We start from the raw sequence: 20,084 nt of genomic DNA on the forward strand, positions 1-20,084 counted from the left end.
AACCCCTTAGGACTTCAGCAGGCTCGCGTCGTCGACCGAGGTCGAACGGCGCGTGCGATAGATGGACACGATGATCGACAGCCCGACGACGACTTCGGCGGCAGCGACCACCATCACGAAGAACGCGGCCACCTGCCCATCGAGGTTGCCGTGCTGTCGGGAGAAGCTGACGAACGCGAGGTTGGTGGCGTTGAGCATCAGCTCGATGCACATGAAGACGACGATCGCGTTACGACGCACCAGGACGCCGACTGCGCCGATGGTGAACAGGATCAGCGACAGAGTGATGTACTCGTTCACTTCTCTCCTCCGAACGACTCGTCGTCGTCCTGGAGCTGCTCCACGACCGCGTCGATGTCGTCGTCGAATCCGTCACGAACCTGCCCACGCGCGACGAGGCTCGACGAGATCGAGGACTCCAGCGGCGTGCCGTCCGGCAGCAGCGCCGGTGTGTCGACCGCGTTGTGCCGGGCGAACACGCCGGGCGTCGCCAGCGGGCCGGGATGCCGGCCGGAGTCTGCGTAATCCCGCATCCGGCGCGCGGCAATGTCGGCCTGCGAGTGTCGGGGAGTCAGGCGCTCCTGGTGAGCCAGCACCATCGCGCCCAGCGCGGCGGTGATCAGCAGTGCGCTGGTGAACTCGAAGGCCAGAACGTACTTGCCGAACAGCAGCTCGCTCAGTCCGTACGGGTTGCCGTTGCCATTGGCCGCTCGGAGGCCGGTCACGGCGCCCGAGACGGTCTGGCCGACCGCGATCACGACCGTGAGGCCGAACACCAGGCCGATGAACGCGGCAGCGAGCCGCTGTCCGCCGATCGTCTCCCTGAGCGACTCCGAGGCGTCGACGCCGACCAGCATCAGGACGAACAGGAACAGCATCATGATCGCGCCGGTGTAGACGATGATCTGCACGGCGAAGAGGAATGGCGCGTCCTGCGCGGCGTACAGCACCGCGAGACTGATCATCACGACCGCAAGACTCAGCGCCGCGTGGACGGCCTTGCGGGCGAAAAGCAGACCGAGCGCGGCAAGCACCATGATCGGGGCCAGGAGCCAGAAGGTGACCATCAGCTTCCCTCCCCCCGGACATTGTCGGGCGAGCCGGTTGGATGGGCGTGTGCAGCGGTGTCCTCGGCCGAGACCGGGAAGATCGGGAGCGACTTGCCGCGGTAGTAGTCCTGGTGGTCGTCGCTGATCATCATCTCGTGCGGTGGTTCGACCATGCCCGGCAGCAGCGGCGCGAGCAGGTCGTTCTTCTCGTAGATCAGGTCGGCCCGGTTGTTGTCGGCGAGCTCGTACTCATTCGTCATGGTCAGCGCCCTGGTCGGGCACGCCTCGATGCACAGACCGCACAGGATGCAGCGCAGATAGTTGATCTGGTAGACGCTGCCGTAGCGCTCGCCCGGGCTGTGCCGGTCTCCCTCGGTGTTGGAAGCACCCTCGACGTAGATCGCGTCCGCCGGGCAGGCCCACGCGCACAGCTCGCAACCGATGCACTTCTCGAGCCCGTCGGGCCACCTGTTGAGCTGGTGCCGACCGTGGAAGCGTGGCGCGGTCGGGACCTTCTCGAACGGGTACTGCTCGGTGACGGTCTTGCGGAACATCGTCCGGAACGTCACGCCGAAGCCGGCGATCGGGTCCCAGAGTGTCTCGCGGATGGGATTGCTCATCGGGCGCTCCTCGTGGGTGGCTCGGTGATGGGCGGGACAGGGTAGCCACCGGCGAAGGCGTCAAACTCGGGCTCGGTCGGCGGCTCGGGCTCGGGCTCGGGCTTCTCCGGGATCAGGAAGGTCAGCAGCACCACGACGCCAACCGCGATCGCACCCCACATCAACCACTGCGCGTCGAGCATGCCCTCGCTCTTGAGCTTGCGGATGAAGGCGACCGCGACGATCCAGGCAAGCGAGACCGGGATCAGGATCTTCCAGCCGAAATTCATGAACTGGTCGTAACGCAGACGCGGGAGGGTGCCGCGCAGCCACACGAACATGAAGATGAAGCCCAGCGTCTTGCCCAGGAACCACAGCAGCGGCCAGTAGCCGGAGTTGGCGCCCTCCCAGACCTGCGCGATGCCGAACGGTGCGCGCCAGCCGCCCAGAAACAGGGTCGTGGCGAGCGCCGAGACGGTGACCATGTTGACGTACTCCGCCAGGAAGAACAACGCGAACTTGAGCGAGGAGTACTCGGTGTGGAAGCCGCCGACCAGCTCGCCCTCGGCCTCCGGAAGGTCGAACGGCGCGCGGTTGGTCTCGCCGACCATCGCGATGACGTAGATGACGAACGAGGGGAACAGCGGCAGGAAGAACCAGACGTCGGCCTGCGCCGAAACGATCTCCGAGGTCGACATCGAACCGGCGTACATGAACACCGAGACGAACGACAGGCCCATCGCGACCTCGTACGAGATCATCTGGGCGCTGGAGCGCATGCCACCGAGCAGCGCGTAGATCGAGCCCGATGACCAACCCGCCAGGACGATGCCGTAGATCCCGATCGAGGTCACCGCGAGGATGTAGAGCACCGCCACCGGCAGGTCTGTCAGCTGCAGCACGGTCTTCTGATCGGTGAACGGGATCGTCACCTCAGGACCGAACGGGATGACCGCCCAGGCCAGGAAGGCCGGGATCGTTGCGAGGATCGGCGCCAGGACGTAGACCAGCTTGTCAGCCGCCTTGACGACGATGTCCTCCTTGAGCGCCAGCTTGACGCCGTCGGCGAGGCTCTGCAGAAGGCCGAACGGGCCGTGGACGTTGGGGCCGATCCGGTGCTGCATCTTGGCAACGACGCGCCGCTCGAACCAGATGTTGAACAGGGTGAAGACAACCAGCACGACGAAGATCAGGACCGACTTGAGCAGGATCACCCAGAACGGCTCGTTGCCGAAGATGTCGCTCATCGCGCTCCTCCCTCGATGCCCGGCTCGGGTGCGGGGCTCAGCGAGACCCGGTCCGCGTAGCCAGCGCCCAGAGCAGCGCGCAGGCTGACTCCTGAGTTGGCCGGGACCCACACGACGCCGTCAGGCAGGTCCGCGACTTCGGTGGGGAAGTGCGCGCTGCCCACATCGGTCGACAGCTTCGCGATGCCGCCGGGATCGATGTCGAAGGCCTTGAGCGTCGTCGCGCTGGCTCGTAGCACCGCAGGTCGGGCGGTGGCCTTGTACTCAGGCTGACCGTCCTGACCACGCCCGTCGTCGATCATCAGCCGCCACGTGTCCAGCACCACGGAGCGATCAGCCGCGGCAGTCGTGTCCGCATCCACGCTCGGCGCAGCGGCCCGTTCGCCATCCCAGGGGCCGAGCTCCTCCATCGCCCGACGCGCCTGCGCAACGGTGCGGAAGCCCAACGGTGTGCCCATCTCTTCGGCGATACCGGCCAGCACGCGGATGTCGGTCAAGGAGTTGGGCTCATCCAGAACGGCGTCGAACGTCCGACTCCGACCTTCCCAGTTGACGAATGTGCCGGGCTTCTCGACGACCGGGGCGATCGGCAGCACCACATCGGCAACCGCCGTCACATCACTGTGGCGAACCTCCAGGCTGACGACGAAGCCGACCTTGTCCAACGCTGCACGGGCAGCGGCCGGATCCGGCAGGTCGTCCAGCTCGACGCCACCGACCAGCAGCGCGCGGACCGTGCCCAGTCGTGCGTCCTGGAAGATCGCCGTGGTGTCGCGGCCACGCCGGGCCGAGATCGTGCGCATCCCCCAGGCAGCGGCCAGATCAGTTCGGGCTTCGACGTCGTCGAGCGGGCGACCCCCGGGCAACAGGTCGGGCAGGCAGCCAGCCTCGACCGCACCACGATCTCCGGCCCGTCGGGGAATCCACGCCATCCGGGCACCCGTTCGGCTGGTTGCCGCGACGAGTGCGCTGAAGCCGCCGGGCACCGAGGCCAGGCGCTCGCCGACCAGGAAGATCGCCTTGTCGTCGACGTCCAGGGAACTCAGCGCCGCTGGCTCGCCGCCGGGGACCGTCTGCACCAGCTCGCCGGACATCTTCACCAGACCACGGGTGGCGTGGCTCGCGATCGACACGATTCGGCTGCCGGCGAGCGCGGCCTTGCGCAGGCGCAGGAAGACGCTGCCGGCCTCGTCCTCGGGCTCGAAACCGACCAGCACGACGGTCGAGGCCCGCTCCAGATCTGCGTACGTGACGTCGAGCGCCGTTGCTGCGACGTGGGAGGCAAGGAACGCCGACTCCTCGTCGGAGTGGGCGCGAGACCGAAAGTCGATGTCGTTGCTGCGCAGGGCCGTTCGGGCGAACTTGCTGTACGCGAACGCGTCCTCGGCGGTCAGCCGCCCTCCGGGCAGCACCCCGACCTTGCCCTCGGCCCGGACCAGGCCCTGGGCCGCCGCAGCCAGCGCGGCAGGCCACGAAGCTGGCTCGAGCTGGCCCGTCACGATGTCTCGGACCAGCGGCGTCCGGATCCGATCGCCAACCGTGGCATAGGTGAATGCGAACCGATCCTTGTCCGTGATCCACTCCTCGTTGACCTCGGGATCGTTGCCCGCGAGGCGGCGCATGACCTTGCCGCGGCGGTGATCGACCCGGATCGCCGAGCCGCTCGAGTCGTGCTCGGCGATGGACGGGGTGGAGACCAGGTCGAACGGACGCGACCTGAACCGGTAGTCCGCACTGGTCAGCGCGCCCACCGGGCAGATCTGGATCGTGTTGCCGGAGAAGTAGGAGCTGAATGGCTCTTCTTCGTAGATGCCGACCTGCTGCTGGGAGCCGCGCTCGAGCAGGGCGATGAAGGGGTCACCGGCGATCTGCTCGGAGAATCGAGTGCACCGTGCACACAGCACGCACCGCTCACGGTCGAGCAGGACCTGCTCGGAAACCTTGATCGGCTTGGGGAAGGTCCGCTTGGTCTCGGTGAACCGGGATTCGCCCTGACCGTGAGTCATGGCCTGGTTCTGCAGTGGGCACTCGCCACCCTTGTCGCACACCGGGCAGTCAAGTGGGTGGTTGATCAGCAGGAACTCCAGGTTGCCGCGCTGTGCCTTCGAGGCGACCGGCGACGTGACCTGCGTCTTGACCACCATGCCGGCGGCGACCTCGATCGTGCACGAGGCTTGCGGCTTGGGGAATCCTCGCCCGTTCCCGGCGTCGGTGATGTCGACCAGACACTGGCGACACGCGCCAACCGGGTCGAGCAGCGGGTGGTCGCAGAAGCGCGGGATCTCGGTGCCGATGAGCTCGGCGGCACGGATCACCAGCGTGCCCTTGGGGACGCTGACCTCGACGTCATCGATCGTCAGGGTGACGAGCTCGACGGGCGCCTGGGTCTCAGGCGTGGCCTCGAGGGTCATACGGAGACCTCCTGCGGGAACAGCGTGGATGCCGCCGGCGGGAACAGCTCGCTGGACGGAGTGTGCATGCCGGCTTCGAACTCTGCCCGGAAGTACTGGATCGCCGAGGTGATGGGGCTGGTCGCGCCGTCGCCGAGGGCGCAGAACGAACGGCCGAGGATGTTCTCGCACAGGTCGAGCAGCAGCTCGATGTCACCAGCGTGGCCGCGGCCTTGATTCAGCCGGTCGAGGACCTGCACGAGCCAGTAGGTGCCTTCTCTGCAGGGCGTGCACTTGCCGCAGGACTCGTGCTTGTAGAACTCGGTCCAACGCAGCACGCAACGCACGACCGATGTCGACTGGTCGAAGATCTGCAGAGCCTTGGTGCCCAGCATCGAGCCGGCGCCGCCCACCCCCTCGTAGTCGAGCGGGATGTCGAGATGTTCGGCGGTGAGAATCGGGGTCGAGGAGCCGCCCGGAGTCCAGAACTTCAGCTCCCCGCCGGGACGGAGACCGCCTCCGAGATCGAGCAGCTCGCGCAGCGTGATCCCCAGCGGGGCCTCGTACTGTCCCGGGCGCTTGACGTGCCCGGACAGCGAGTAGAGCGTGAAGCCCTTCGACTTCTCGGTGCCCATCGAGCCGAACCACTCGATCCCGTTGCGGATGATCGCTGGGACCGAGGCGATCGACTCGACGTTGTTGACCACCGTCGGCGAGGCGTACAGACCCTCGACCGCAGGGAAGGGCGGGCGCAGCCGCGGTTGGCCGCGGCGACCCTCCAGCGAGTCCAGCAGGGCCGTCTCCTCGCCGCAGATGTAGGCGCCGGCGCCGGCGTGGATGATCAGCTCGAGATCAACTCCCGAACCCAGGATGTTGGTGCCGAGGTAGCCCGCCTCGGCCGCCTCGCGGGCGGCAGCCCGGAGCCGGCGAACGACGTGCAGGACCTCACCGCGGACGTAGATGAACGCGGTCTTGGCCCGGATCGCGTGGGCCGCGATGATGACGCCCTCGATCAAGGTGTGGGGAGTGGCCATCATGAGCGGGATGTCCTTGCAGGTGCCCGGCTCGGACTCGTCGGCGTTGACCACGAGGTACTTGGGCTTTCGCCCGGCCTCGGACTCCGGGTCCTGAGGAATGAAGCTCCACTTCATTCCGGTCGGGAATCCGGCGCCGCCGCGTCCGCGGAGACCGGAGTCCTTGACCATCGCAATGACGTCGTCGGGTGCCATCGCGAAAGCAGTCTCGAGCGCGGAGTACCCGCCGGTCTGTCGGTAGGCCTGAAGCGTCCACGCGCGATCGGTGCCCCAGTCGGCGCTGAGCACCGGGGTGAGCATGTCAGTCATCGTTGCCCTCCTTGGCCGTGTCCGCGGGGGACTCCTCGATCGCGGTCTCGGACTCCGCTCGTGCGGTGTCTGCCTGCTCAGCGGCGCCCTGCTTGGTGTCCGCGACCTGATCGCCCTTGGCCGGCTCGGCCTTGGCGTCGTCGACCGACGGTGCAGTCCATCCGTTGGCCCTGGCGATCTCCAGACCCGCCAGCGAGGGTCCGGACGCGGCCGGTCCCTCGTCGACCAGGCCATCCTCGAAGCCCGCCAGGACCCGCTCGGCCGCCCGCCACGACGTGATCGTCGCGCCCCGCGTGGCCTGGAGCGTCTCCCCGGCCCGCAGCTTGTCGACGACCTCGACGGCCGACTCGGGAGTCTGGTTGTCGAAGAACTCCCAGTTGACCGTCATGACCGGCGCGAAGTCGCACGCCGCGTTGCACTCGATGTGTTCGAGGGTGACCTTGCCGTCCTCGGTGGTCTCGTCGTTGCCGACGTCGAGATGGCCCTTGAGCCGTTCGAAGATCAGGTCGCCGCCCATGACCGCGCACAGCGTGTTGGTGCAGACGCCGACGTGGTGCTCGCCCATGGGCCGCCGCTTGTACATCGTGTAGAAGGTTGAGACGCCCGACACCTCGGCGGCACTGATGCCCAGGATGTCCGCGCACACCTCGATGCCCTCGTTGGTGACGTTGCCCTCGGCCGACTGGATCAGGTGAAGCATCGGCAGCAGCGCGCTCCGTGCCTGCGGGTACCGCGAAGCCAGCTCCCGCAGCTCGTCTGTCGTTGCATCGGAAAGTGTCATGAGCCCATCACTCGCCCGGTCAGTCTTGGTTCTCGCAACGTCGTGTCCACTATCGATCGACCCCGCCCATGACCGGATCGATGCTGGCGATCGCCACGATGACGTCCGACAGCATGCCGCCCTCGCTCATGACCGAGGTGCCCTGCAGGTTGACGAACGACGGATCGCGGAAGTGCGCCCGGTAGGGGCGCGTGCCCCCGTCGGACACCGCATGGCAACCGATCTCCCCGCGCGGCGATTCCACGCTCGCGTATGCCTGGCCGGCCGGCACCCGGAAGCCCTCCGTGACGATCTTGAAGTGGTGGATCAGCGCCTCCATCGACTCACCCATGATGTGCTTGATGTGCTCGGCGGAGTTGCCCTGACCGTCAGCGCCGACGCTGAGCTGCGAGGGCCAGGCGATCTTCTTGTCCGCGACCATGACGGGCTGGCCCTCCATGGCGGCGAGCCGCTCGGTGGCCTGCTCGACGAGCTTGATGGACTCCCACATCTCGTCCAGGCGAACTCGGAACCGGCCGTAGGCGTCCGGCTCGTCGCGGGTGACGACGTCGAAGTCGTACGTCTCGTAGCCCCAGTAGGGCTGCTTCTTGCGCAGGTCCCAGTCGTAGCCGGTCGCTCGGAGCACGGGCCCGGTCAGCCCCAGCGCCAGGCAGCCGGCGAGGTCGAGGTGACCCACACCCTTGAGCCGCCCCTTGAAGATCGGGTTGGCGTTGCACAGGGCCGCATACTCGGGGAGCCGCTTCTTGAGCAGACGCACGGTCGAGCGGATCTTTTCGATCGCACCGTCCGGGAGGTCCTGCGCGACACCGCCGGGGCGGAAGAACGCGTGGTTCATCCGCAGTCCGGTGATCATCTCGAAGATGTCGAGGATCAGCTCGCGATCGCGAAAGCCGCAGGTCATGACCGTCAACGCACCGATCTCCATGCCTCCGGTGGCCACGCAGACCAGGTGCGACGAGATCCGGTTGAGCTCGAGCAGCAGGACGCGCATCGCCTGCGCCTTCTCGGGAACCTCGATGTCGAGCAGCCGCTCGACCGCCATGACGTAAGCCGCCTCGTTGGAGAACGGCGCGACGTAGTCCATCCGGGTGCAGAAGGTCACGCCCTGGGTCCAGGTGCGGAACTCCATGTTCTTCTCGATGCCGGTGTGCAGGTATCCGACACCCGCGCGTGCGTCCCGCACGGTCTCACCATCGATCTCCAGGACCAGGCGCAGCACACCGTGCGTCGACGGGTGCTGCGGGCCCATGTTGATGACCAGATGGTCACCCTCCACCGTTGCGGCGTCGATCGTGTCCCAGTCCTGGCCGGTGACGGTGAACACCGTGCCCTCGCTGGAATCGGTGGTCCCGGCGTACGGATCCGTGGTCGCGGTCATGAGTAGCTCCTCCGCTGGTCCGGTGGGGCGATCGTCCCGCCCTTGTACTCGACGGGGATTCCTCCCAGTGGATAGTCCTTGCGCTGCGGGTGACCGGGCCAGTCATCCGGCATCATGATGCGGGTCAGGCCCGGGTGCCCGTCGAAGATGATGCCGAAGAAGTCCCAGGCCTCCCGCTCCTGCCAATCGGCGGTCGGGTAGATGCTGACGACGCTGGGGACGTGCGGATCGGCATCGGGTGCCGTGACCTCGAGACGGATCCGCCGGTTGTGCGTCATCGACAGCAGGTGGAGAACGACGTGCAGCTCTCTGCCGACCTCGTGGGGGAAGTGGACTCCGGAGACACTGGAGCAGAACTCGAACCTCAGCACCGGGTCGTTGCGCAGGTGGGTCACGGCCTTGAGCAGGTCCTGACGGCGGACGTAGAACGTGATCTCTCCGCGGTCCACGACGACCTTCTCGATCGCGCCCTCGAGCTCGGTGATCGTCGCCAGCTGGTCGGCAACCTCGTCGTACCAGCCGCCGTACGGGCGCTGGCTCGCGCCGGGCATCAGGACCGGCCGGGTCAGCCCGCCGAAGCCGCTGGTGTCTCCCGTGCCGTGGGCGCCGAACGCACCCTCACGGACCTCGACGACCTCGAGCTGGGTCGTGTCGGAGCGCACCAGCTCGGCCTGCGTCTCGTGCGAGCCGTCCTGGGTCTTGTCACTCATGAGTGGTCCTCGAAGGTCTCGGAGGCGGCCGACCGCGGCGCGAAGAACATCGTCATCGCATGAGGCCCTTCATGGCGGAGGTCGGGGTGGCGAGCAGCGCGACCTTCTCGTCCTGCTTGATCTCGTTGAGCCTGTTGACGCCGAGCTTCTCGTGCTGGATCTGGTCGTGCAGCTTGAGGATCGCGTCGATCAGCATCTCCGGACGCGGCGGGCAGCCCGGCAGATACATGTCGACTGGGACGACGTGATCGACGCCCTGGACGATGGCGTAGTTGTTGAACATCCCGCCCGAGCTGGCGCAGACGCCCATCGCGAGGACGTACTTGGGCCCGGCCATCTGGTCATAGATCTGGCGCAGGACCGGTGCCATCTTGTTGCTGACCCGGCCGGCCACGATCATCAGGTCGGCCTGCCGCGGCGACGGTCGGAAGACCTCCATGCCGAAGCGGGCCGAGTCGAACCGCGGCGCGCCGAACGTCATCATCTCGATCGCACAGCACGCGAGCCCGAACGTCGCGGGCCAGAACGACGCCTTGCGCATGTAGCCCGCCAGTCCCTCGACCGTCGACAGCAGCACTCCGGAAGGCAGCTTCTCTTCAATTCCCACGTCGGTCCTCGCTCTGCTCCGGGCCGCCGCGGGTCCCGCGGCGTGCCATCTTGGGTGGGGACTTCACTTCGTTCAGTCCCATTCGAGGCCTCCACGGCGCCAGACGTACGCGTAGGCGATGAACACCGTCAGCATGAACACGAACATCTCGATCAGGCCGAACCAGCCGAGCGCGTCGAAGGCGACCGCGAACGGGTAGAGGAAGATGATCTCGATGTCGAACACGATGAACAGCATCGCGATGATGAAGTAGCGGATCGACATCTTGCCGCCGCCCTCGGGCAGCGGGCTCGGCTCGATGCCTGACTCGTAGCGGTCCAGCTTGGCGCGGTTGTAGCGCTTGGGACCCGTGAACGGCGCGATCGCGATGCTGCCGACTGCAAATGCGGCAGCAATGGCTCCCAGCACGAGGATCGGCGTATAGGCCGTCACGGTGCCTCCCAGGCTTTATACGAACAGATCAAGCGGGTCTTCGTGCGCTTGTGAATCTCTTCACAACGTGATCACGATCTCACCCTACGCCCGCGCGATGTCGCTTGTAACTTAGGTCACACTAACTGGGCATGGGCTTGATCGAGTGGTGCAGCGCGACGATCCCGGCCGAGAGGTTGTGCCACTCGACCCTGCCCCATCCCGCCTCGACCATGCGCAGCGCCAGACCCTTCTGATCCGGCCACTCGCGAATCGACTCGGCGAGGTAGACGTAGGACTCAGGGTTGGACGAGACCGTCCGCGCGATGCTCGGCAGGGCGCGCATCAGGTAGTTGCTGTAGAGCGCGTCGAACGGCGCCCAGGTGGGGGTGCTGAACTCACACACGACGATGCGACCGCCGGGTCGGGTGGCCCTGAGCATCTCGCGGAGACCGGCGATCGGGTCGACGATGTTTCGCAGGCCGAACGAGATCGTGACGGCATCGAAGGTGTCGTCGCCGAACGGCAGCTGCGTGCCGTCGCCGGCCGTGAACGCCAGCTCGGGGCGCTCCCGCTTCCCGACGTCAAGCATCCCGATCGAGAAGTCACAGGGCACCACCGTCGAGCCTGCCCTCGCGAACGGCTCGCTCGACGTCCCGGTACCAGCGGCGAGGTCGAGGATCACCTCACCCGGCATGGGATCGACGAGCTCGAGCACGCGCCTGCGCCAGCGCCGGTCCTGTCCCATCGACAGCACATCGTTGGTGATGTCGTACTTCTCGGCGACCCCATCGAACATCTTCGCGACGTCTCGTGGTTGCTTGTCCAGACCGGCTCGGCTCACCTGCCTACCTTGCCACGGGTACGCTCATTGTTTGTGAGCAACCCTGCCGTCGACGCAGCGATCGGACCACTTCTGGTCCGATCCACGCCGGTCGACGACCCCGGTGAGCTGCTCGAGCTGCTCCCCCCGGTGGACGCGCTGGCGTGGGTCCATGGCGGTGACGGCATCGTCGGCTGGGGGCGCGCCGCCGAACGCGCGACGTCCGGTTCAGGCCGTTTCAACGAGGCCTCTGACTGGTGGCGCGACCTCGCGTCGCACGCCGTCGTCCGCGACGACGTCGATGTCCCCGGCTCGGGACTGGTCGCCTTCGGCACCTTCACCTTCGCCGATGACGAACCGGGCAGCTCGCTGATCGTGCCAGAGGTCGTCGTCGGCCGCCGCGACGGCAAGGCCTGGGTCACCGTCATCGGACCGGGCATCAGCGCCGCACCGACCCTGACGCCCAGCACCCCCGCCGGGCCCACCGGCACTACCTTCGCCGACGGCCCGGTCGACAGCGTCCGGTGGCAGTCGCTCGTTGCCGAGGCCGTGCGTCGTATCGAGCGCGGCGGGCTGGACAAGGTCGTGCTCGCCCGGGATCTGGTGGCAAGCCTCGACGCAGGGCTGGACGTACGCTCCCCCTTGGCTCGCCTCGCAGCCGACTACCCGAGCTGCTGGACGTTTCACGTCGACGGCTTCTTCGGATCGACGCCCGAGATGCTGGTGCGCCTCGAGCGCGGTCTGGTCACCTCCCGTGTGCTCGCGGGCACCATCCGGCGCACGGGAGACGACGCACACGATTTGGCACTGGCCGGCTCACTGGCACGGTCCAGCAAGGATCTCGAGGAGCACGAGTACGCCGTCCGGTCGGTCGCTGATGCGCTCGCGCCGCACTGCACGAGCATGAATGTGCCCGAGACACCCTTCGTGCTCCACCTGCCCAATGTCATGCATCTCGCGACCGACGTCACGGGGGTCATGCGCGACGACGCCAGTGCGCTGACCCTGGCCGCGTCGCTCCACCCCTCCGCCGCGGTCGGCGGCACCCCGACGGCTGCCGCGGTTCGGCTGATTGCCGAGATCGAGCTGCTCGACCGCGGTCGCTATGCCGGGCCGGTCGGTTGGATCGGCGCCTCGGGCGACGGTGAGTGGGGAATAGGCCTGCGGTCGGCCCAGATCGAGGGCGACGGCTCGACGGTGCGGTTGTTCGCGGGTTGCGGCATCGTTGCCGACTCGGTGCCGGCCGACGAGCTCGCCGAGTCCAACGCGAAGCTCATCCCGGTGCGGGACGCCCTCACCCCGCGAAACTGACCGCACCCCTGGGCGCAAACGCGGCGCGTAGGCCGCCAGCTCACCGTCGTACAGGCTTCAGATCCGGCCAGCGTGCCGTCAGGCAGTCACCCGAGGACGTGCCCGTGATGCGGCGCTTGACCCACGGCGCAGCGTGCGCACGCGCCCACTGCACATTCGCGGCGCGGCGCTCTGCCGGCGTGAGGGTCTGTCGTTCCCCGAGCTCGGGCGGAGCGAGGTCATGCGGCTCGCCGAGCGCCTCCAGGACCGCGATGGCCATTCGCTGGTGCCCCGCGCTCGACATGTGCATGCGATCGACGTCCCACATCCGATCGTCGCGGTAGTCCCGCAGCCGCCAGAAGTCGACGAGCGTCGCACCGTGGCGCTCCGCGACCTGGCGAACCAGCTCGTTGTAGATCGCGAACCGTCCCCGGAGGGCGCCGAACACCGGGGAGTCGCCCGGGTCGTATGCCGTGAAGAGCACGAGGTGCGCACCGGCGCCCACGAGTCGACCGAGTGCATCGTCATAGGCCTCGACCAACCGGTCGATGTCGATCCGCGGTCGCAGCACGTCGTTGGCGCCGGCGTAGATGCTCACCAGATCCGTCTTCATCGCAAGGGTGGGCGCGAACTGCTCGGCCAGGATCGGCAGCAGCTTGCGACCGCGGATCGCCAGGTTGGCGTAGGTGAAGTCGTCGTGCGACAGCACCTCCGCGACCCGGTCGGCCCAGCCCCGTACGCCATTGGGCAGGGAGGCGTCATGGTCGCCGACGCCTTCGGTGAAGGAGTCGCCGAGCGCGACGTAACGATGAAATGGCACGTTGGCAGCGCCTACTTCAGGGTCTTCTTCCCGCCGTGCATCAGCGTGATGAGCGAGGCGACCTTGCCGTCGGTCTTGGCGTCACGGCTGAAGGACGTCAGCATCATGATCGGCTTGAACTTCTGCCGGGTGATGGACTTGGCGTAGGTGAACTCCTTCAGACCGTCGGGTCCGTGGATGCGACCGAAGCCCGACTGGCCAACGCCACCGAACGGGAGGGTCGGTACGCCGGCGAAGGCGATGACCGAGTTGACCGACGTCATGCCCGAGCGGACGCGCCTGGCGATCTCGACTCCCTGCTTCTTGGAGAAAACCGCGCCGGCGAGACCGTACGCCGTGGCGTTGGTCAGCTCGACCGCCTCGTCCATGCTCTTGACCGGGTTGATCGCCAGGGTCGGCCCGAAGGTCTCCTCGGTGATCTCGGTGGAGTTCTCCGGCACGTGGGTCAGGATCGTCGGCTGGACGAAGCGCTCGCCGACCGCGCCCGGACCGCCCAGCACGACGTTGGCGCCCTTGGCGACCGCGTCGTCGAGGTGGCTCTTGATCACCTTGAGTTGTGACGGCATCGTGATCGGCCCGATCTTGGCGCCTTGGTCTGCGCCGGCGCGAAGATCCTTGGCCTGCTCGAGGATCTCGGTCATGAACGAGTCGAAGACCTTCTCGTGGACGTAGACCCGCTCGGTGCCGATGCAGGTCTGGCCGGCGTTGGACATACCGCCCCACAACGCCGCCTCGGCGGCCTTGGAGATGTCTGCGTCCTCGTCGACGATCAACGAGTCCTTGCCGCCGGCCTCGATGATGACCGGCGTGAGGTTCTCGGCGCAGGCGGCCATGACCTTCTTGCCCGTCGCTCCCGATCCGGTGAAGGCGAGCTTGTCGACCGCCGCGGTGCACAGCGCGTTGCCGGTGGCCCCGAGCCCGGTGACGACCTGAAGGACGGGGCGTCCATGGACGACCTCGGTGAACGTGTCCGCAAGCCACTGACCGACACCCGGGGTGTACTCACTGGGCTTGAACACGACGGTGTTGCCAGCGGCCAGGGCGTACGCGATCGAGCCCATCGGCGTGAAGACCGGATAGTTCCAGGGGCCGATGACGCCAACCACGCCCAGCGCCTTGTACTCGACCGTCGAGGCCTGGTTGGCCATCAGCAGACCCGACTTGACCTTGTGCGAGCCCAAGACCTTCTTGGCATGCTTGGCAGCCCAGGCGATGTGGTCGATCGCGAGCACGATCTCCAGCTGGGCATCCCCGTGCGGCTTGCCGGTCTCGCGGTGCGAGAGGTCAGCGAGCTGGGCGATGCGGCGGGTGATGACGCTGCGCCAGGTCAGCAGGTGTTCGGCGCGCTCGTCGAAGCTGAGGTTGCCCCACCAGCTGGCCGCCTCACGAGAGCGCGCAACAGCAGCATCGACGTCGGCCTTCGACGCGATCGGGTAGGACCCGACGACGTCACCGTTGGACGGGTTGAGCGAGTCGAAGGTCTCGACCGGGGCGTCCTCGGACGTGGGGGTGTCGATCGTGGCGGTCATGGGGTCTCCTTGATGAGGTCGGCACACTTCTCGCCGATCATGATGGTGGGTGCGTTGGTGTTGCCGCGGGGAACCCGGGGCATGACCGAGGCGTCGGCGACCCGGAGGCCCTCGACGCCGTGGACCTTCAGCTCGGAATCGACGACGCTGCCCTCGATCGTGCCCATCGCGCAGGTTCCAACCGGGTGGTAGAGGGTCTGCGCAAGCTTGCCGATCCCTTCGATGATCTCGTCATCGGTCGGGTCGGCGGACGCCGGGATCCACGGCTCGTCGATGAATTTGGCGATCGGCCCGGCGGACAGGATGTCCAGCGCGGTGCGGTACCCGCTGATCATCGCGTCGAGGTCGGCCCGGTCGTCGAAGTAGCCCGGTTCGATCTCGGGGTGCCAGGTCGGGTCGGCGGAGCGCAACCTGATGTGGCCCTTGCTCTGCACGTTGACCAGGGTGACGGCCGTGGTGAGTGCGCGACGGACGGGCTCGTGCATCCCGTTGTCGTAGAAGCCGGTCGGCGCCAGGTGGATCTGGATGTCGGGCAGGTCGAGGTCGGCGCGCGAGGCGTAGAACGCGCCGGCCTCCGCGATGTTGGAGCTCAGCGGCCCCTTCCCCGTGGCGCGCCACTTCACCAGATTTCCCAGACCCAGCATCTCGGCCATGTCGGAGGTGTCCTTGGTGTAGCTAAGAATGCCCGAGACCGGATGGTCCTGCAGATTCTGACCCACACCGGAGGACTCGACCGCGACATCGATCCCCATCTCGCGGAGATGGGTTCCCGGACCGATCCCGGAGAGCATCAGCAGCTGCGGGCTGTTGACCGCCCCGCCGCTCAGGACAACCTCGGCGTTGGCGCTGGCCACGAACGGCTCGCCGCCGCGGGTGTAGGCGACGCCGGTCGCCCGGTTGCCGTCGAGCAGGATCCTGGTCACGAACGCCTCGGTGCGGACCGTGAGGTTGGGGCGGTTCTCAGCCGGGTGGATGTAGGCGTCGGCGACCGACCAGCGGTGGCCCTTCTTGCAGGTGACCTGGTAGAGCCCGGCACCTTCCTGACTCGCGCCGTTGAAGTCGTCGTTGCGCTTGAGGCCTGCAGCGACGCCCGACTCGACGAATGCCGTGCTGAGCTCGTGGGTGTACCGGCGATCCTCCACGTGCAGCGGCCCGTCGGTGCCGTGGAAGGGGCCACCCAGACGGGTGTTTCCCTCGGACTTCTTGAAGTAGGGCAGGACGTCGTCGAAGCCCCAGCCGCTCGCGCCGTAGGCATCACGCCACTCGTCGTAGTCGCCGTGATTGCCCCGGATGTAGATCATCGCGTTCATCGAGGAGCAGCCACCGAGGGCCTTCATCCGCGGCCAGTAGGCGCGACGTCCAGCCAGGTGCTTCTGCGGGGTGGTCTCGTAGTTCCAGTCCCACTTGGTCTTGAACAGCGTCGAGAAGCCCAGCGGCATGCGGATCATCTCGTCGTCGTCAGCCGGACCGGCCTCGAGCAGCAGGACGCTGATCTGAGGATCCTCGGTGAGCCTCGCGGCGACGACCCCGCCCGCGCTACCGGATCCGATCACGATGTAGTCGAAGTTTTCGTCGGCCATGACTCCCTTTCAACGACAAGTGACGTGGACCACAAACCTACCTCGCTGAAATTGTGACACAACCGGTGTCAGAGTTGGATCGCAGCGGCCACGCTGGCGGCGATCCGGGCGACGAGCTCACGACGGGCTGTCCGGTCGACCGGCACCTCCAGGACACGGAGGCCGGCAACCGGGTCCTCGAGCGCGGCCGCCAGCTCTGCGGCCGCAACAATGCGGTGAGGGATCCGGTATCCCGCGCAGAGCGCACCGATGTCCGCCCGGGTCGGTGTGGCGTAGACCCGTTCGAAGGACGCCGCATGTTCCGGGGCTCCCTGCTCGAGCGTCGTGAAGATGCTGCCGCCGTCATCCGACGCGACGACGATCGTGAGATCCGGCACCGGTTCTCCGGGCCCGATCAGCAGCCCGTTGCTCCCGTGCAGGAAGGTCAGGTCGCCGACGTACGCGATGGCCTGACTGGATGGCCGGGACAGCGCAGCGCCGATCGCACTGGACAAGGTGCCGTCGATCCCGGCGAGACCACGATTGGCGATGACGAGCCGCTTCTCGCCGACCGGGTACGGACGCGCCACGAGGTCGAGATCGCGGATCGGGTTGGACGAGCCGACGAACAACAGACCGCCGGGGGGCACGGCGGCGTTGACCGAGCGGGCAACCTCGTACGGCGTGCCGGGCGTCAATGCATCGATCGCGGCGGTCGCCCGTGAGTCAGCGGAGCGCCACGCCTCCAGCCACGCCGGATCCTGCGGCAGGCCCGACTCCAGACCGGTGACAAACCGGACGTTGGGTCCAGCCTGCGCCGGGAATGTCTCCGGTGTTCCGATGTGCACGATCTCGATGTCGGTCCGTGACAGGAGCCGCGTGATCGGACGTGACAGAGTTGCGTGCCCAAAGCTCACGACCCGCTCGATCTGAGCGGCAAGGGGTGAGTGGTCCAGCAACAGCCGGTAGGCAACCAGCGCCGCGCCGTTGCGCGATCCCGAGGTCGGCTCGGCGAGCAGCGGCCAGCCGGCATCGCGCGCGAGGATCCGCGCCGGTTGACGCGCATCGTCGCCCGCGACCACGACGGTGCGAGGTCCATTCGGCAGCGGTGATTCGGCTGGCGGATCGCTGCGCTGTTCGCACTTGTTCGGCTCCCCCGCTCCCAGGTCGAGCTCACTGGGCTCGATCAGCGGCTCGTCGAGCTCCAGATTGAGGTGCCCGGCTCCTCCACGTCCCACCAGGCCCGCGAAGTCGGCGGGATCCTCGGAGAACCACACACCCGGGAAGATCCTGCGCTGCTCGGTGGTCTGGTTGGCTCCCGTGCCGCGCAGCCGTGCTGGCCGATCGGCCGTCACGGCGATCAGTGGCACCCCGGCGTGCAGCGCCTCGAGCATCGCCGGGTGCAGATTGGCCACCGCGGTACCCGAGGTCGTGATGACCGGCACGGCCCGACGCGAAGCCTTGGCCATCCCCAGGGCCAGGAAGGCCGCCTCGCGCTCATCGACCCGAACGTGCAGGCGCAGCAGAGCCCGGTGGTCGGCTTCTGCCAGAGCGAGCGCCAGCGGCCCCGACCGCGATCCCGGCGACAGCACGGCTTCCCGCGTTCCGAGGCCGATCATGTCCCGGACCAGCCTCCGCGCCACCTCGGTCGAGCTCATGCGAGCACCGCGCGGACCGCGGACAGCCGCATCTGCCAGCGGGCGTCGGTCTGACCTTCGGCGGCGACCGCGGCATACGCGACCGGGTCCAGCACCTGACGCCCGACCGGGAGGAAGCCGTCGACAGGGACCAAGGGGTCGGCCACCACGTCGCCGTCGAGCAGAGAGGTCGTGGCGAGTCCGCAGGCGAAGGGCAGCTCGGGCAGGGCAGCCGCCAGGGCGAGACCGGCAGCGAGTCCGATCGACGTCTCGACGGCGCTGGACACCACGACCGGGAGCCCGATCCGCTCGGCGATCCGCAGGCAGGCGTGCACGCCGCCCAGTGGCGCGACCTTGAGCACCGCGATGTCCGCCGCCTCGAGCTCGACGACCCGAAACGGATCCTCTGCGCGGCGGATCGACTCGTCCGCGGCGATCGGAACGTCCACCCGGCGGCGCACCGCGGCGAGCTCCTCGACCGATGCGCACGGCTGCTCGACGTACTCCAGTCCGTGGGCCGCGGTGGAGAGCGCCGCGATGGCCGCGACGGCGTCGTCGACCGACCACCCGCCGTTCGCATCAATCCGTACCTGGCCGCTTGGCCCGAGTGCGTCCCGCACGGCCTCGACGCGGGCGATGTCGTCGGCGCGGGTCTGGCCGCGTTCGGCAACCTTGACCTTGGCGGTTCGGCACCCGCTGCGACTGACGATCCGGTGCGCAAGCTCGGCGTCGACGGCGGGCACCGTGCAGTTGACCGCGATCTGCGACCGCACCGGGACCGGCCACTCCCGCTCAGCGGAATCCAGCGCGGCGGCGAGCCACGGCCCACTCTCGCGAGAGTCGTATTCCAGGAACGGGCTGAACTCGGCCCAGCCCGCGGCGCCCTGGACCAGCATTCCCTCGCGCCGATCGATGCCACGAAAGCGTGTCGTCATCGCGATGGCGTACGTGTGGAACTGCACGAGTGGCAACTTACCGTCAGAGTCGTACCGTCGAGATATGACCCGAATCGCGATAGTCGGAGGCCACGGCAAGATCGCCCGCCTCCTCATCCCACTGCTCGTCGACGCCGGACACCAGCCGATCGCGCTGGTGCGCGACCCGGACTACTCCGCTGAGCTCGAACGTCTCGGCGCCGAGGTCGGCATCCTCGACATCGAGCAGCACAGCGCCGACGACTTCGCCGAGGCATTTGCCGGTGTCGACTGCGTCGTGTTCGCCGCGGGCGGCGGTGCTGACGGCAATGTCGAGCGCAAACGCACCGTGGATCTGGGCGGCTCGCTCAAGTCGATCGAGGGAGCCACCACGGCGGGTGCGAACCGGTTCGTGCAGATCTCGGTGATCGGCGTTGACGAGCCTCTCGGCGACGACGTCGAGGAGGCCTGGGCGGCGTATGTCAAGGCCAAGCGCGATGCCGATGCAGCGCTGCGGTCCAGCGACCTCGACTGGACCATCGTCCGGCCCGGAGGACTCACCGATTACGAGCCGACCGGCAACGTCTCGCTCGCCGAGAGCGTCGACCGGGCCGAGATCCCGCGTGGAGACGTTGCCGCCGTGATCGCCGCAGCAATCGACGAGCCGGCGACGATCGGCCAGCAGTGGGAGGTCGTCGGTGGGTCCACCCCGATCGCCGAGGCCATCGGCGGAGCCGTGGCCTAGCCCTCAACCGAGGCTGAGCGCCCGTCGATCCACCTTCCCGCCCGGCAGCAGCGGCAACGCGTCGAGCAGGACGACCTCCCGGGGCGCCCAGCTGCGTGGCAGGCCGGCCTCCTCGACGCCGTCGCGCACCTCATCGAGACGAAGTCCGTCCAGGCACACTGCATCTTCGGGCACGAGATAAGCCACGACCCGGGTTCCCCAGTAGTCGTCAGGGACACCAATCGCGACGGCGTCGTCGACGCCCTCCTGGGC

The 20,084-nt window shown here is 67.6% G+C and carries 20 protein-coding genes; 2 read left to right on the plus strand and 18 right to left on the minus strand.

What is annotated here, in order from left to right:
- Positions 1-6: 6 nt before the first annotated feature.
- The 12 genes from nuoK to WB461_RS01960 form a co-directional block, all read right to left on the minus strand.
- The gene (gene nuoK, locus WB461_RS01905; RefSeq protein WP_173490648.1) at positions 7-300 is read right to left on the minus strand and encodes an NADH-quinone oxidoreductase subunit NuoK; all 294 of its coding nucleotides are present in this window, start codon (positions 298-300) and stop codon (positions 7-9) included.
- On the minus strand, positions 297-1,067 hold the full coding sequence (locus WB461_RS01910; protein ID WP_423851027.1) for an NADH-quinone oxidoreductase subunit J: 771 nt from the start codon (positions 1,065-1,067) through the stop codon (positions 297-299). The genes nuoK and WB461_RS01910 overlap by 4 nt, the downstream gene beginning before the upstream one ends.
- Positions 1,067-1,669, minus strand: a complete 603-nt coding sequence (gene nuoI / locus WB461_RS01915) for an NADH-quinone oxidoreductase subunit NuoI (RefSeq protein ID WP_423851028.1) — start codon at positions 1,667-1,669, stop codon at positions 1,067-1,069. Before nuoI ends, WB461_RS01910 begins: the two co-directional genes overlap by 1 nt.
- Positions 1,666-2,895: an NADH-quinone oxidoreductase subunit NuoH gene (gene nuoH, locus WB461_RS01920; protein ID WP_423851029.1), complete on the minus strand. Its 1,230-nt coding sequence runs from the start codon at positions 2,893-2,895 to the stop codon at positions 1,666-1,668. Before nuoH ends, nuoI begins: the two co-directional genes overlap by 4 nt.
- Positions 2,892-5,306 carry an NADH-quinone oxidoreductase subunit G gene (locus WB461_RS01925; RefSeq protein ID WP_423851030.1) on the minus strand — a complete coding sequence of 805 codons (2,415 nt, stop codon included), beginning with the start codon at positions 5,304-5,306 and terminating at the stop codon, positions 2,892-2,894. The genes nuoH and WB461_RS01925 overlap by 4 nt, the downstream gene beginning before the upstream one ends.
- Positions 5,303-6,628, minus strand: coding sequence for an NADH-quinone oxidoreductase subunit NuoF (gene nuoF / locus WB461_RS01930; protein ID WP_423851031.1), 1,326 nt, complete (start codon positions 6,626-6,628; stop codon positions 5,303-5,305). Before nuoF ends, WB461_RS01925 begins: the two co-directional genes overlap by 4 nt.
- Positions 6,621-7,409: an NADH-quinone oxidoreductase subunit NuoE gene (gene nuoE / locus WB461_RS01935; RefSeq protein WP_423851032.1), complete on the minus strand. Its 789-nt coding sequence runs from the start codon at positions 7,407-7,409 to the stop codon at positions 6,621-6,623. The genes nuoF and nuoE overlap by 8 nt, the downstream gene beginning before the upstream one ends.
- A 49-nt stretch (positions 7,410-7,458) precedes the next feature.
- The gene (locus tag WB461_RS01940) at positions 7,459-8,787 is read right to left on the minus strand and encodes an NADH-quinone oxidoreductase subunit D (protein WP_423851033.1); all 1,329 of its coding nucleotides are present in this window, start codon (positions 8,785-8,787) and stop codon (positions 7,459-7,461) included.
- A complete protein-coding gene (locus tag WB461_RS01945; protein ID WP_423851034.1) occupies positions 8,784-9,497 on the minus strand; it encodes an NADH-quinone oxidoreductase subunit C in 714 nt (237 codons plus the stop codon). Before WB461_RS01945 ends, WB461_RS01940 begins: the two co-directional genes overlap by 4 nt.
- Before the next feature lie 52 nt (positions 9,498-9,549).
- Positions 9,550-10,104 (minus strand): NuoB/complex I 20 kDa subunit family protein, encoded by a 555-nt coding sequence (locus tag WB461_RS01950; RefSeq protein WP_423851035.1) that lies wholly within the window; start codon positions 10,102-10,104, stop codon positions 9,550-9,552.
- A 72-nt stretch (positions 10,105-10,176) separates the two neighbouring features.
- Complete coding sequence (locus WB461_RS01955; RefSeq protein WP_423851036.1) at positions 10,177-10,536, minus strand: NADH-quinone oxidoreductase subunit A; 360 nt, start codon at positions 10,534-10,536, stop codon at positions 10,177-10,179.
- 121 nt (positions 10,537-10,657) lie between these two features.
- On the minus strand, positions 10,658-11,359 hold the full coding sequence (locus tag WB461_RS01960) for a demethylmenaquinone methyltransferase (protein ID WP_423851037.1): 702 nt from the start codon (positions 11,357-11,359) through the stop codon (positions 10,658-10,660).
- Positions 11,360-11,392: 33 nt separating this feature from the next.
- On the opposite strand from WB461_RS01960, the gene WB461_RS01965 reads away from it, so the two are divergent.
- Positions 11,393-12,649, plus strand: coding sequence for an isochorismate synthase (locus WB461_RS01965; RefSeq protein WP_423851038.1), 1,257 nt, complete (start codon positions 11,393-11,395; stop codon positions 12,647-12,649).
- Positions 12,650-12,689: 40 nt separating this feature from the next.
- Here the strand turns inward: WB461_RS01965 and WB461_RS01970 are convergent, their stop codons facing one another.
- The 5 genes from WB461_RS01970 to WB461_RS01990 all read right to left on the minus strand — a co-directional run bounded on the left by WB461_RS01970 (position 12,690) and on the right by WB461_RS01990 (position 19,225).
- Positions 12,690-13,448 (minus strand): SGNH/GDSL hydrolase family protein, encoded by a 759-nt coding sequence (locus WB461_RS01970; protein ID WP_423851039.1) that lies wholly within the window; start codon positions 13,446-13,448, stop codon positions 12,690-12,692.
- A gap of 11 nt (positions 13,449-13,459) precedes the next feature.
- Positions 13,460-14,977, minus strand: a complete 1,518-nt coding sequence (locus WB461_RS01975) for an aldehyde dehydrogenase family protein (RefSeq protein WP_423851040.1) — start codon at positions 14,975-14,977, stop codon at positions 13,460-13,462.
- On the minus strand, positions 14,974-16,557 hold the full coding sequence (locus WB461_RS01980) for a GMC family oxidoreductase (RefSeq protein ID WP_423851041.1): 1,584 nt from the start codon (positions 16,555-16,557) through the stop codon (positions 14,974-14,976). The genes WB461_RS01975 and WB461_RS01980 overlap by 4 nt, the downstream gene beginning before the upstream one ends.
- A gap of 68 nt (positions 16,558-16,625) precedes the next feature.
- Positions 16,626-18,194, minus strand: a complete 1,569-nt coding sequence (menD, locus tag WB461_RS01985) for a 2-succinyl-5-enolpyruvyl-6-hydroxy-3-cyclohexene-1-carboxylate synthase (protein ID WP_423851042.1) — start codon at positions 18,192-18,194, stop codon at positions 16,626-16,628.
- On the minus strand, positions 18,191-19,225 hold the full coding sequence (locus WB461_RS01990; RefSeq protein WP_423851043.1) for an o-succinylbenzoate synthase: 1,035 nt from the start codon (positions 19,223-19,225) through the stop codon (positions 18,191-18,193). The genes menD and WB461_RS01990 overlap by 4 nt, the downstream gene beginning before the upstream one ends.
- Here WB461_RS01990 and WB461_RS01995 point away from each other — a divergent pair.
- A complete protein-coding gene (locus WB461_RS01995; protein ID WP_423851044.1) occupies positions 19,173-19,832 on the plus strand; it encodes an SDR family oxidoreductase in 660 nt (219 codons plus the stop codon). The genes WB461_RS01990 and WB461_RS01995 overlap by 53 nt on opposite strands.
- 3 nt (positions 19,833-19,835) lie before the next feature.
- On the opposite strand, the gene WB461_RS02000 is transcribed toward WB461_RS01995, so the two are convergent.
- A partial coding sequence (locus WB461_RS02000; RefSeq protein WP_423851045.1) for an AMP-binding enzyme occupies positions 19,836-20,084 on the minus strand: 249 nt, incomplete at its 5' end.

Source organism: Aeromicrobium sp. (genome assembly GCF_049587115.1).
Taxonomy (GTDB): Bacteria; Actinomycetota; Actinomycetes; order Propionibacteriales; family Nocardioidaceae; genus Aeromicrobium.